The organism is Treponema bryantii (assembly GCF_900113965.1).
Classification (GTDB): Bacteria; Spirochaetota; Spirochaetia; order Treponematales; family Treponemataceae; genus Treponema_D; species Treponema_D bryantii_A.
Map to the genome: position 1 here is coordinate 77508 of NZ_FORI01000002.1, position 13469 is coordinate 90976.

Annotated in this window: 8 protein-coding genes; 5 read left to right on the forward strand and 3 right to left on the reverse strand. The window is 39.2% G+C overall.

The features are described from left to right. Nucleotides 1-5: 5 nt before the first annotated feature. Both dinB and BM161_RS03110 read right to left on the reverse strand, forming a co-directional pair. A complete protein-coding gene (gene dinB, locus BM161_RS03105; protein ID WP_074930419.1) occupies nucleotides 6-5117 on the reverse strand; it encodes a DNA polymerase IV in 5112 nt (1703 codons plus the stop codon). Continuing rightward, nucleotides 5117-7054, reverse strand: a complete 1938-nt coding sequence (locus BM161_RS03110) for a hypothetical protein (protein ID WP_074930421.1) — start codon at nucleotides 7052-7054, stop codon at nucleotides 5117-5119. Before BM161_RS03110 ends, dinB begins: the two co-directional genes overlap by 1 nt. A 90-nt stretch (nucleotides 7055-7144) precedes the next feature. On the opposite strand from BM161_RS03110, the gene BM161_RS03115 reads away from it, so the two are divergent. Genes BM161_RS03115 through BM161_RS03135 form a run of 5 tightly spaced genes read left to right on the forward strand, consistent with a single transcriptional unit; the run spans nucleotide 7145 to nucleotide 12335 of the window. Continuing rightward, nucleotides 7145-8308, forward strand: a complete 1164-nt coding sequence (locus BM161_RS03115; RefSeq protein ID WP_074930424.1) for a DUF8084 family protein — start codon at nucleotides 7145-7147, stop codon at nucleotides 8306-8308. Nucleotides 8309-8315: 7 nt separating this feature from the next. After that, nucleotides 8316-8996 carry a hypothetical protein gene (locus tag BM161_RS03120; protein ID WP_074930427.1) on the forward strand — a complete coding sequence of 227 codons (681 nt, stop codon included), beginning with the start codon at nucleotides 8316-8318 and terminating at the stop codon, nucleotides 8994-8996. 27 nt (nucleotides 8997-9023) lie between these two features. Further along, nucleotides 9024-9758 carry a tRNA (guanosine(46)-N7)-methyltransferase TrmB gene (gene trmB, locus BM161_RS03125; RefSeq protein ID WP_074930428.1) on the forward strand — a complete coding sequence of 245 codons (735 nt, stop codon included), beginning with the start codon at nucleotides 9024-9026 and terminating at the stop codon, nucleotides 9756-9758. A gap of 46 nt (nucleotides 9759-9804) precedes the next feature. After that, nucleotides 9805-11721, forward strand: coding sequence for an NAD-dependent DNA ligase LigA (gene ligA / locus BM161_RS03130; protein WP_074930430.1), 1917 nt, complete (start codon nucleotides 9805-9807; stop codon nucleotides 11719-11721). Beyond that, entirely contained in the window at nucleotides 11718-12335 is a 618-nt protein-coding gene (locus tag BM161_RS03135) for a hypothetical protein (protein WP_074930432.1), read from the forward strand. Before ligA ends, BM161_RS03135 begins: the two co-directional genes overlap by 4 nt. Before the next feature lie 119 nt (nucleotides 12336-12454). On the opposite strand, the gene BM161_RS03140 is transcribed toward BM161_RS03135, so the two are convergent. Next, a complete protein-coding gene (locus BM161_RS03140; RefSeq protein ID WP_074930434.1) occupies nucleotides 12455-13423 on the reverse strand; it encodes a M23 family metallopeptidase in 969 nt (322 codons plus the stop codon). Nucleotides 13424-13469 lie beyond the last annotated feature (46 nt).

Sequence of the window (13469 nt, forward strand, 5' to 3'; positions counted from 1 at the left end):
CTTTCCTAAAACTCTGCCTTCGCACCAATTGAAAAGTTCAGATTAATTTTGTTTGCTTTTTTCTGATTAAGGATGAGGGTTCCGCCAAGGCCGGCGTTTACATTGTAGTATTCCAGAAAGTCGATTCCCAGTGTATGGTTATACGAATATTTCTGCTGAAGCTCGGCTTCAATTTTTCCAACTTCAACTGTAAGACTATCTTTTCTTGAAATTGCAAAATCTGTAGATTTAGCAGCTGGAACTACTATGTATACAAGAGACGTAATAAGACTTGTTGGAGAAGGCCTGGACCAGGCAATGGTATTTCTTGCATTCCAGTTTGCGCTGTTATCAATTGCAAAATCCAGCTGCTCTGTAATTACAGATTTATCGGTTATGAAAAGCAGAAGCTGTGCATAGGTTTGAATATTCAGCTTAAAGTTATCTGGCTCTTCTGCCGGGATTTTCATAATTGTTGTAAGGCTTGTAGAAAGTTCTTCCTGCTTAAACCAGGTAAAATATTTTCTGCTGCTGTTGCTTCCAAAATTGTTTACAGAATTATTTGTAACCACAAGTTTAATCTGATATAAATCAGAAAGTGGAGGCTGAGCCTTTATTTCACGGGTGAGGGCCAGGCTTAAAGAAGATGGAACATATAAATCTTTTATGGAATTATAAAGACTTCGTTTGAAGATACCTTCGTATTTTGCTGCATAGCCTGAAGCCGGTGTGATTGTATTTTTCAGATTCTGGTCAAAAAGCTCGTAGAAAGGAATGCTTGTGTAAAACCAGTCTCTGTCATTCTGGAGTGTATATAGTTTGTCTGCGTCGGTTTTGTAGTCTCCGCCTGTGGCTGTATTTGTAGTGCCACCGCCGGTTCGTGAGATTTCAAAACTTATGGCTTTTTTGTCTGAAGTAAATGGCAGTAATAACTGAAGGAATTCTTTATCGGTAATGACAGGCGAATTTTCATTTTCTGAATTGTTGATTTTATAATCATCAGAAAGTTCATAAGTGAGTTTTGGTTTTAAGGTGATGATGTTATTCTTTGTATTAAAAGGAATTGTACCATTGAGACTGTATGACCATAACTGATTTCTGTTTTGTGCTTCTTCTTTACCTGTAGAAAATTCAAGGTCGGAAATATTAAGCCAGCCTTCAGCGTAGTTGTAATCAAAAGAATCTGCTGGAATATACTTTTGTGAAACTGTAAGTTTTGCGTTTAATCCAGCTTCGCCATCAAAAATCTTTTGTGTATAGCCTGCGTTAATTTCTGCGTTTTGTTTTGCACTGTACAATACCTTTGATGCTGAAGTTTTAAAGCCAGCCTTAAACGGAACTTTTACAGGGCCAAGATTAAGGCCAAAGGCATTTTCTTTTCTGAGTTCTGAGTAGGATGGTTTATATCTGTACGAATCTTGTGCGCTGATAATCTTAAATAAAAGAACTGAATCATCAGTTTTTACACTGTGACCTGCTTCTGATAAATCAAAGGAATTTAGTGTATTCTGGATTGCTGCATCACCTGCAAATTGAACTGCACTAAGGGTAATTTTTCCCTGTGACTTTGCGCTTACAAACGGTTCGGGTTTTGCAAGGTTTCCGCTTCCCTGATCAGATTCTGCGGAAATAAATAAATCTTTAATTAATGCAAAATCATTTATCTGTACAAGCGGGCCGTCTTTTTTATATTCTGCGGCTGTGTAATTTCTTACTGTGCCGTAATTTTGTGCTTCGTTGAAAGTGAGCTTTTTAATAATAGCCTGCTGGGTGAGGTTCGAGTTCTCTGAAAGTTTCAGTGTGAGCCGCGACGGAATTATCTCGCTGTTAATAGTTAATGCATACTCATTTTCAGAAAGTGCAGAATCATCAAAAAGAACCTGACTTCCATCAGTCAAAATTGTAATTGTATGAGTACTTTCTTTTTGCGTAATAAAAGAAAGATTTTTGATTTCAAGATTTATTGCTTGTTCGCCTTTGTTCGCAGTTCCTGTGTCCTGATCAAAACTGAGAATTAGAGGGCTCGTAAAGGTTGACTGATTTTCATTTATAAATTCTACTTCAACTGAGATTTTGTTGTATGGAGAAAAATCCTGTTCGTAAAAACTTACAGAAGCTTTTTTCTCTGGCGGCTGGATTTTTGAATCAGGAGAGCTTTCTTTTTCTTTCTGGTAATCATCCCATAAATCCTGCCAGCAATAAATTAAAAGACCTTCTGCAGTGTTGTCATTTAAAAGAGAAACTGCTGCCTTGTCTATAATTTTAAAACCAGCTTTTTCAAAAGTGAGTCCTGTGGAAAGGGCAGCAAATCGGTTTTTCTGAGAGCCGTTTTGTATAAAGTCATTATTTTGATTTACAGGAATACGTGCGGTAACCGAAACGTCTCCATAAAGTTCCGGGAGGAAAGTAATATTAAGACCGGCGGCTGCGGCAACGGCTCCCTGTGTTATATCAGAAGTTTCTTCCTGCCAGGTAATGAGAAGCTGGTCTGTGTCGGAAACAGAAGTGTTTAATTCAATAACGCCGGTGTTTTCATTAAAGGTGGTACCTGTGAGAAGGATTCCGTTTTTATAAACCTGAACGGTACCGGCTGCAGCTTTTTTTGAAACAATGAGTTCAGTTACAGGAGAATAAGTTCTGGCGCGTATTGCCAGGTCTGTTTTTTGAGGATGTCCAAGATAGATTTCCGGACAGTCCTGAGCAAAAGGATAAACGCTTTGTGTGTATTCTGTATTTGAAATTCTTACATAGTTCTGGTTTGTTGCAAAAAAGTTTTCGTAAAGCTGGGTGTAGGTTTCATCTGCTTCAAAGGCTTTGTATTTAGAAACAGGCATTTCGGATTCGTCTGCAATTACAAGATAGTCAGCTTCTTTTTTGCTGCCGACATCGTAAACCGAAGGACACAAAAATGGAGAAAAGCCTTCGTAGTTCTGAATGATTAGGGCAGGCTCTCCTTCGAGAGTTGTGAGAAGCTCGTAACTATATTCGTTTATGTTGTATTTGCCGTCGACCCCGAGTTCCTTCTGGATTTTTCCGAGGAAGGTGGTGTCGTTGTTCCAGGCTCCCGCGGCAGTGATAACCTGGGCGGCACCCTGCGGAAAATTGAAGGTGACGAGGATTGAGGGGATGTCGCCGCTGGAAGTTTTACCGCCGCCGGCCTCGCGGGCTATAAAAAGCCGCGGCTCTGCACTGGCTGTGGCGGTGGATTTTACTACGGCGTATTCGTCGCTGCGCAGTTTGCGGTATTTTCTGGAACGGGCGTCGGTGTATGAGCCGGCACTGTCTTCTACGTAAACTGCATTTATTTCTGAAAATCTTTGGCTTGCTTCCTGTGGAAAATGAAACTCACGGCCATAGGCAAAATCTTCTGCTCGAATCTTAATGTCAGAAACTTTATTCATACCGTAATAGATTTCACTTTTAGTTTCTGTCATATCATAGCGAACAAGAAAATCTGCCTGGATTTTTTCTGATGGAGAAACAAGCTGAAGAGAAAGGCCTGGTGCCTGGTTGCTTCCACCTCGCAGTGCATAACCAAAATGCTCTGCCGAGTAACCTTCTGCCATGGTAATTCCTCTGTTTGCCATGCGGAAGTGTCTTACAAGGCCTTCTCCCTTGTAACCGAACGCAAAGGTATTTCTTGTAAACTCATCTGCAAAGGCTGCTTCAAAATACCAGTGTCTGTTGAGGGTAAGCAGGGCAGAAATATCAGTTTCCTGTTTGAATACTGGGAGAGTCGGAGAGGCTGCAGTTTCTGTATAATTTCCAAAGGTTATATCAACTCCGCTTGTAAACTCCATTTTCCATAAACCGCTTGCAGAAAAATCAACATGATTTTTGTCGTTGATATCATAATCAAAAAGATATACAGGCGGTTCTTCATCTTCGGAAGGTGGAAGAGTGTTTTCCTGAGCTTTGAGCTGAGCGGGAGCCCAACCAATTAATGCGGCAAACAAAACAGCCTTAAGCGTTCTTGCCTTGCTCACTTTTATTTCCGGATGTTTTTTTGAAAGATTTAAGATTGCTTTTTCAACTGCCTGTTTTTTTTCATCATTATTAGTTGAAAAAAGTTCCTGCTGATAAGGCTTTTCTTCTTTTACTACATTTTCAAAGCCAAGGCCAAGAAGTCTTATACCACGGCCGTTTTCATAGCGCTTTTCAAAAAGTCTTTTTATGATTTCAAAATAAGAATCAAGTGTTATGATGTTGCGTTCAACAGTTTCCTGTACGGTGCTGGTTGAAAAATCTTCATAACGGATTTTTACAAAGGCAGTACGGGAAAAACTTTCTTCTTTAAGAAGTCGGAAAAATACTCCGTGCGCAAGCTCTAGAAGTTCAGTTTCTATTGTGTAGATGTCGGTAAGGTCAAAAGGGAAGGTTGTTTCTGCGCTGATAGAATGAGTTTTTGATTCACGGCTGAAAGATTCTTTTTCAATTCCACGAACAACATTATAAAGAAACGTTGCCATGTTTTTACCAAAAAGAAATTCCAGCGTGTCGTAATCTTTTTCATAAATATCGCGGGTAGAGTTAAAGCCTTTTTTTTTGATTAGTTCAAGAGATTTTGGACCAAGCCCCCATACCTTATTGAGCGGAAGGTTCAGCATAAAGGTTTCTTCTGTGCCTGCCTTAATCTGATAAAAGCCATCCGGCTTAGAAAGTCCTGAACAGATTTTTGCAAGATACTTTGTAGTTGCAAGCCCAACAGAAACTGTAAGTCCTGTCTCTTTTTTTACACGGGCTTTAATTGCCCTTGCAGTTTCTTCAGGCGGGCCGAAAAGTTTTTCCGTTCCCGTTAAATCAATAAAGGCTTCATCAATAGACATCTGGTCTACATCTGGAGAATAGTCACGGAAAATATTCATTATCTGATGTGAAAGCTCTGCATAGCGGTGCATACGGCCGTGAACAAAGATTCCCTGCGGACAAAGCTTATATGCCTGAAAAGTTGGCATTGCAGAATGAACGCCAAAAGCACGGGCTTCATACGAGGCTGTAGAAACAACACTGCGCCGGTCTTCAGGTTTGCCGCCTACAATTACAGGCTTTCCGCGTAAATCAGGATTATCCAGCTGCTCCACAGAAGCAAAAAAAGCGTCCAGATCAACATGAAGATACCAGTGAGTAATCTTATCCATCAGTTCTCTCCAATTTCAAGAGACTTGGTTATAAAAAGAAAGTCATCTTCTGTCTGGCCGTTTATTATAGCAGAAACGGTTATGCGGCAAGGTGTTTTTGCTGCGCCATATCTGAAAGTCATTTCCCGTGGCGGATTATCCGGAATGCGGAAACGAGCAGTATTGCTAGAAGGATTTATGTAATCATTATCTGAATACAGAACCGGATTAATGTCTTCTGTGGTAATCAGAAAATCACACAATAAACAGTCTTCGTTAATTGAAACATTTACAGTACGGATTGTATCATCAAAAATATCTTTGTCTGATGCAGAAAGACTTATAAGTTCATTGCCAAGAGCGCTGAATTGAATTTCAGGACTCTTTATCTGATTTTTATTAAGACGTGAACAGCGGATTAAGCCGAAAGTTGTGAGTACTCCGGAAATCAGAATAAAGGCAGAAACAGAGGAAATAATTACATATCTGATTTTCTTTCTATTTGTTCTAACTGAGGTTATGATTCTGAATAGAACAATGTAAACCGGGTACAAAACAAGCGGAATTATGATATTTACATTTTTACTTTTGGCAAGGAAGTCTGAAAGTTCACGGAGTTCTGCAGCACTTATCATCCTGTTTCCATAAGGGATCAGAGGCAGAAGCATCAAAAGAAAGATTGCTACGTGAAGATAATTATTTTTCACCGTAAGAGCAACAAGCGAAAGAAGACAGATAACAATAAAAATCGGACTCAAGGAAATATCTGCAAGAATAAAAAGCGACTGATTTACAAAGCAGCTTATAACAAGCAGGTAATCAACAGCCCTTTCATCAAAATGATAATTCAGCGTGAGAATAAGAATATAAAACGCAAGAACTACAAAAAGCGAATACGAAATCTGGAAAATCAACTGCCCATAGATTTTTCCTGCATAACTGAAATTCTGGAAGATGTTGTTGTAAAAGAACGAAGAAGTTGCAAAACAGGCGACTAAAAGTAAATAGGTGAGTGGAACAGACCACCAGATTTTTCCAATTGTAGACCAGGTGTGTCTTTGGAGACGACGGTTTACAAAAATAAGCAGGAAGATGAATATAATCCACAAAAAGATTGTCGGAGTGACTATGCGCAAAATCATTCGTTCAGAAACAATATGGTAAGTTCCAAACATTCTGATAATCAAAAAGTGATGTTCCCAGCTGAAATCTGAAGTTTTAGAGAAAAGCTCAATAAAATCTGTAATAATATTAACGCAGGTTGATTCCTTCTGTTCTGCATTAATATTTCCCATCGTAAGCTTAATTGCCGGAATATCAAAATCAAAAAAGCCTTCCAGAATACGGCTGGAAATAAATTTGTAAGAAGAAAGCTGACTTAGAATGAAGGTAGGAAGTTCGTTTCCAATTCCATTACTGGTATAAAGATTCATTGAGTTTTTTATCAGAAGAGGAGGAGAAGAAAGTCCCTTTGCAGTAGTTTCAATCTCGTTTTTACTGCTTTCCAGATCAAAAATTACGGCAGAATAGGCAAGATTTGTATTCAGACTTGAGATAAACACGTCTGTACCGTAAATCATATCTGCTTTTTCAATTTTCTGCTTTTCACCATAGGCAAAAAGGGCTGTAATTGTAAAAGGATACTTTGCTTCTCTTATCTGTTTTAAGGCTTCGCTTACAATTTTCTGATTATTCGGAATATCTTCCTGAAAAAAAACTAGTAACAAATTTTCTGGTGAAGTGTTCTGTTCTGGGGTAAATGTGACGATAATATTATAAGGAAATGTATTTTCACCAGATACAACCAGGCTTTGAGAAGAGGGTGAGAATCCGTTTTTTTTGAGGAAAGAATGAACTTCACTGCACAGTTCTATACCTGAAGGCCGTTTATTTTGAGCACTTGCCAGCGAGCAGAAAAGAAAAATCAGGATGTAGAATAAAGTTCGGCGTAGTTTCATCTCTTTCAGTTTAAATTTTTATTGTTTACAATGCAAGTCCTATCGTGTATAATAGAATAAATAAAAAAAGATTTGCATTTAGCAGGGTGTATGGGATCAGATAAGAAATTCATATTGGAACTGCCGCTAAAAGTTGTATTAACCGAAGATGGTGCTTCTAATTTCATAAGTCATAACAAGAAACTATTGCGTTTCCGTCTTGCAGATAACGTAGAAGAATATGGAATCTCCCTGGAAAAATTTTCTCCACAGTCTATCCAGAGCATGATTCTTCTTGATTATATCTCTAAAATCGAAATTTCTATGTCAGAATTCGTTTCTTCCCGTCAGGAAGTAATGGATCTTTCTAAAGTTATTGTATATTCACTGCTTTACAAACAGTTTGACCGCGATGTTTACGCTGCTCTTATTCAGTGTGAATGTGTACGCAAACATAACCGTGCTAATCCTTCTCATCTTATTGATGAAAGAACAAATATGTCTGAGCGCCAGCTTCGCTCAATCTTACAGAATAAAGAAGCTACAATTCAAAATACAAGACGTACAATTCTGGATCCAATCTGGAAATCTATTATGACAAACAAGGATTATTCTTCAGAAGAAAAGAATATCTACCTTCTTATGTCAGAAAAGTTTATGAACCGTCTTGGTCTTATGAACTGGTATATCATCACCTTGTTTGCTAAAAACGATGGTGCTTCCGAAATGTATGTAGCAATCCGTAATCTTTTGAGCTCTTACATGGATAAATCAAAGGTTGCAGAATATATTTCGGTAATGGTAATGGAGCTTGCTCTCAACAACGAAAATACAAACATTCGTAAAGAAGCAAAGACCATGTATCATGGAATTGATGATATTGATGCCCTGATTTTTGACCCTGAAGTACGTGCAAAGATCGTTCAGGAACTTCAGCGTAAACACGAGCTTGTATTCCTTTCATGGAAGCTTGGTGGTGGTTCAACATCTATTGGTAAACAGGGCCGCCTTTCAATTACACTTTATAACAAAGATGACGAATTCCAGGAAATGAAAGACAACATTGAGTCTGCCAAGAATTCAAATACAAATAAAAAATCCCTCATTGACTTCTACCGCGAGCTGCCGGAAGGTCAGGAAGGAACAGACCTTGGACTCTACTATCTTTCTTATCTTGATGATGCCTGCAAGAAGGTTAATGTTAAATTTGAATCTCTTGTAAATCAGTTCTCTGCGTCAGATCTTACAGTCATCAACCTGAACTTTAACTTCTGATACTTTTATGCAGCATCACTCCAAAATCTACATTCTGATATCTCTTGTTCTTGCAGCGTGTGCCGGGCTTTTAATGTCCTGCTCACAGAATACCCCGGAACTTTATACTGCAGACTATTCAGTTGTTTTTGATTATACAAATGATGAAACACCTCCTTCTGCAAGACTCACAGTTTTTGCGTCTTCTGGTTCAGATGTTCGCCGTTACGAAAGAATAAAAATTACTTCACTTGAAACCGGCTGGTGCTGGGATACAGAAGTGCTTTCGCGCCTGCAGGCAGATGATGAGCAGTGGGCCGGCTGTACAAATCTTGTTGCTCCGGAAAATGAAAAACTTCCGGTTGGCACTTACGAAGTAACTTATTTTAATGCTGATGAAAAAGAATATACTTTGACTTTAGATGTTAGATATGATTTAGAGTTTTATGATATACTTTTGCCAGCACTTCCTGAGTTTATGTCAAAACAGCATGCAATTGAAAAAATTGCAGTTTATGATAAAGAACATATTCTGATTTACTTTGGTGACAGAACAGAAGAGTTTATTACAACACGCGACATCTGGAATCATTACAGAGAAGCTTCTACATATCAGGTAATCTGGTATTCTCGCAACGGTAATGTAATCTGTATTACTCCAGAAAAACCAGTTGTTCCTGAACCACAGAATATTAGTGAAACTAACTAAAACGAATAAATATTTATAAGGATTATGATGGAAAATAATAATACTGTTCAAACAATTGAATCCGCAGATCAGGCGGAAGCGGTTCCTCCCTCGGGCATTCGCAGAGAGGTAAAAACTTATGTACTTCGTGCGGGACGTATGACTGCCGCACAGGAAAGAGCTTATAACGAGCTTGCTCCTTCATGGTGTATTCCTTTTGAGCACAAGAAGCTTAATTTTGTAGATGTGTTTGGAAACACTAATCCGATTGTAATTGAAATCGGTTTTGGAATGGGTGATGCAACTGTTGCCCTTGCTGAAGCAAATCCTGACATCAACTATCTTGGAATTGAAGTTCACACTCCTGGTGTTGGAAAAGTTCTTTCCGAGATTCAGAAACGCAACTTAAAAAATCTTTTCATTATTGAATATGATGCTCTGGAAGTTCTTGAATATATGATTGGCGATAATTCTGTAAATGGCTTTCATATTTTCTTCCCGGATCCATGGCCAAAAAAGCGTCATCATAAACGCCGTATGGTTCAGCGTCCACACACAAATCTTTTTGCTCAGAAGCTTGCTCCTGGCGGGTATTTGTATTTTGTAACTGATATTATTGAATACGCAGAATTTGCTCTTGAAGAATTAAACCAGACTGAGCATCTCAAAAACAAATACGAAGGATTTGCAGAACCTCAGCCATGGCGTACTCAGACAAAGTTTGAACGTAAGGGCCTCAAGGCAGACCGTCAGATAACAGAAATTTATTTTACGAAGGTGTGAGACCGGTGGTTGAGCCTGTCGAAACCACATTATAGAAAGGTATCATATGGACTTATTTGAATCTCAAAGAATCTCTGAACTCGAAAGCCTCATAACCCGTTATCAGAAATCTTACTACGATGGAGAAGGTGAAATCAGTGATGCTGAGTTTGATGCACTTTGGGATGAACTCAAAACGCTTGACCCTGCAAATTCGATTTTACACAAGGTTGGTGCAGATTCCGGAAACTTTGCAAAAGTTCAGCATGTAATGCCAATGGGAAGCCAGGAAAAGGCTGCGAATCCAGAGCAGTTTTTAGCCTGGGCCGAAAAGCACAAATACGACGCTTATCTTGTAGAATACAAACTCGACGGTGCTTCCCTCGAATTGCAGTATGAAAACGGTTACCTTAAGCGTGCTGTAACACGTGGAGACGGTTCAATTGGAGATGACATTACTGCCAATGCAAAAAAGATGGGCGGTGTAAATGCCGCTATTTATAAAGACGGGCAGCTTGTTCCTTTTACCGGCGGTATTCGTGGCGAAGTAATTATGACCCACGAAGTTCATAAAACTCATTTCCCTGATAAAGCAAACTGCCGTAACGCTGCCAACGGTCTTATGAAAAGAAAAGACGGAAAGGGCAGTGAATATCTTAATCTCATTGTTTATGATGCTCTTTCTACAAACGGAGTTTCTTATTTTTCAAATGAAGAAGAAAAAATCCGCTGGCTTATGGACTGCGGTTTTAATGTAGTTCGTCTTGTAATTTGTAAAAGCCCGGACAGAGTTATTGCCTACCGCGCAAAAATAATGGAAGAACGTAAGAGCCTTGATTATGATATTGATGGTCTTGTGATTAAAGAGCGTGTTATTAATCTTGCAGATGCAAGCCGCGATCGCCCGGATCATCAGATTGCGTTTAAGTTCAGCCTGGAAGAAGCAGTTTCTACTTTGCGTGAAGTTGAATGGAGCATAAGCGGTGGTACTTATACACCGGTTGCAATTTTTGATGAAGTTGAATTAAACGGAACAAAGGTACAGCGTGCAAGTCTTGCAAACCCGGATACACTTCGTAAACTTGGCGTTCGTATTGGAAGCCACGTAGTTGTTGTAAAACGCGGCGAAATTATTCCAAAGATTGAAAGTGTTGTAGAAGAAAAAGATCTTGTTACAACTGAAATAGAATTTCCAAAGGTTTGCGAAGTTTGTGGAACTCCACTTGTAGATGAAGGAAGCAGACTTTTCTGTCCAAATAAAGAGTGTGCTAAGCGCGTGCTTCATCAGCTTTTGAAGTATCAGCAGGTAGTAGATATTCGCGACCTTGGTGAAACTCTTATTACTTCGCTTTTTAATGACAAGCGACTCAAATCAATTTCAGACATTTATAGTCTTCAGGTAGAAGACTTAGTTCCATATTTCTTAAACGAAGAAAGTATGGAAGCAGATAAAAAATCTCTTGGAGCACAGAAAGTATATAATTCAATTCAAAATCACCGTCGCATGAGACTTGCAACTTTTGTTGGTGCTTTTGATATTGAAGGTGTAGGCGAAACTTCAGCAGAAAAACTTATTGGAGCTGGTTTTGATACACTCGAAAAACTTCTTACTGCAACAGAAGAGCAGATTGCAGCAGTATATGGCTTTGCTGAAATTATGGCACATATTATTGTTGAAGGTCTTGCAGAAAATGCAGAAGAAATGCGTCAGCTGGTTGAATCCGGAACAATTGAACTTGAAACAGCTGGCGGTGGACTTCTTGCCGGTAAGTCTTTCTGTTTTACAGGTGAACTTGTTACAATGAAGCGTGCAGATGCAGAACAGCTTGTAAAGAAAAACGGTGGAACAATCAAGTCATCGGTTACTAAGGATTTGTCTTACCTTGTTACAAATGATACAACCAGCGGTTCTTCTAAAAATGTAAAGGCAGCCAAACTTGGCATTCCTGTAATTAATGAGAAGCAATTTCTGGAGCTTATTTGAAAAAAACAAATTACCTTGTAAAGATTTTTTCCCCTCTTTTTACACTGGCAGTCATTGCCTACGTTATCTTTACCTGCTGGAGTTACCTTGCCTGCTGGAACTCTGCAGTGAGCCTTTATCAGAATGTTCCGCAGGAGTTTTTGAGAATTAAGATTTACGGTTCTTCCGGTTCAGAAAACAGCGGAACTGTGAGCGGCACTTTTTCTATTATCGATTCAAATGGAAATGAAATTGCAGTTATTGAAAGGTCATGGAGTGGTTCCTACCTTTCGGTAGAATTTGCAAGAGTCAGTGTTGATGGAAAATACTTTATTTTCCCGTCGCGCATTTATGGAAAAAACAGAATTATTGAAGAGCGCCGTGAAAGAACACACGGAACTCTTCTTGAAAAATATTATGATGATTATGGCCAATGTATGCTTTTGGGATATGGTTCAAGCCTTGATCAGCGTAAGAAACTATATAAGATTGCAAGATTTGCTACAGGAAAATATCTTGTTCCAACTTTTGGATTAGTCACAAGATTTTCAATTGATCTTTCAAGCTGCCGCCCTGACCGCTATTATTCAATCAGCTTTACAGAAAGTGGTAATTACATAGTAGAAGAACTATAGATTGCTTCGCCTTCGGCTCGCAATGACGATAAAGTATCAGCTCGCAATGACGATAAAGTATCAGACCGCAATGACGGTATAGTTCGTCATTGCGAGGAGCGAAGCGACGTGGCAATCCATTAGTCCTCATCAAAAGCAAAGTCGTTCAAAAAGAACTCTGGGCGAACTGCGCTTCCGTTAAGACGAATTTCCCAGTGAAGGTGAGGGCCTGTTGCAAGACCGGTTGCTCCTGATTTTCCAAGAAGCTGTCCCTGGTTTACCATGTCTCCTTCTTTTACAGAAAGTTCACTCATATGATAGTAAAGGCTGTAAAGACCAGGAAGATGTTCAACAACTACACTCCAGCCGGTTGAAATACGGCTTTCTGCCATTACAACTTTTCCGGCAGCGCAGGAATGTACTTCTGTTCCTGTTGGAACTCCATAGTCGTTTCCGTAATGAAGGCTTGTAGAAGATTTTCCGTTTGTGTAAACGTAAGTACGGCGGTCTCCACAATAAGCCGTATAACGCTGAGACTCCGTTGGAGTTGTGAACTTCTTTAACGAAAAGACATCTGCAGGCATAGTTGTAAAAAGAATATTATTCAGTTTATCAATCTGAGCCGCACGCTCAGGGCTGTTGTCAGTTTTAATACTTGTGTTGCGATCATCCAGCTGAAGCACTTCTTCGGGGAAGGTTCTCATAACAAGGCGGGATGGAAGAATGAACTCTTTTATGTCTTCATCAGAATCTGCATAAATCACCTTAATGCTGTAGTTTCCGTCTTTAAGCCAGAGCGAAACTGGAATACCGCCAAGCATTTCAGTAGTTCCGGTTTTCTTATTTTTCAGATGATAGAAAGGAGCCGACTCAATTACTTTCTTGTCCTGCAAAAGCTGGAGGGTTGCTTTTTTCTCCGGCTCGTTTTTTGCTTTTTTATGATTTTTTGGAACGGAGATATTCATGCGTACAAAAATTGCATCTCCGGGAGTAATTACATCATTGTACCTTAAATTAAGATTGTAGTTTTCAGATTCGTATTTAGCACTTGCGGCAAAGATAAGGCTGAACTGAAGCAGGCAGGTTACAATAAGTAGTATTTTTTTCATTTTTCCTCTCAATTATTATGGTTTCGATACGGCCTTCGGCCTACTC

Coding starts and splice junctions, on each gene's coding strand:
- BM161_RS03120 (WP_074930427.1), top strand. CDS start 8,316: ATGCAGCATCACTCCAAAATCTACATTCTGATATCTCTTGTTCTTGCA.
- dinB (WP_074930419.1), bottom strand. CDS start 5,117: ATGGATAAGATTACTCACTGGTATCTTCATGTTGATCTGGACGCTTTT.
- BM161_RS03115 (WP_074930424.1), top strand. CDS start 7,145: ATGGGATCAGATAAGAAATTCATATTGGAACTGCCGCTAAAAGTTGTA.
- trmB (WP_074930428.1), top strand. CDS start 9,024: ATGGAAAATAATAATACTGTTCAAACAATTGAATCCGCAGATCAGGCG.
- ligA (WP_074930430.1), top strand. CDS start 9,805: ATGGACTTATTTGAATCTCAAAGAATCTCTGAACTCGAAAGCCTCATA.
- BM161_RS03110 (WP_074930421.1), bottom strand. CDS start 7,054: ATGAAACTACGCCGAACTTTATTCTACATCCTGATTTTTCTTTTCTGC.
- BM161_RS03140 (WP_074930434.1), bottom strand. CDS start 13,423: ATGAAAAAAATACTACTTATTGTAACCTGCCTGCTTCAGTTCAGCCTT.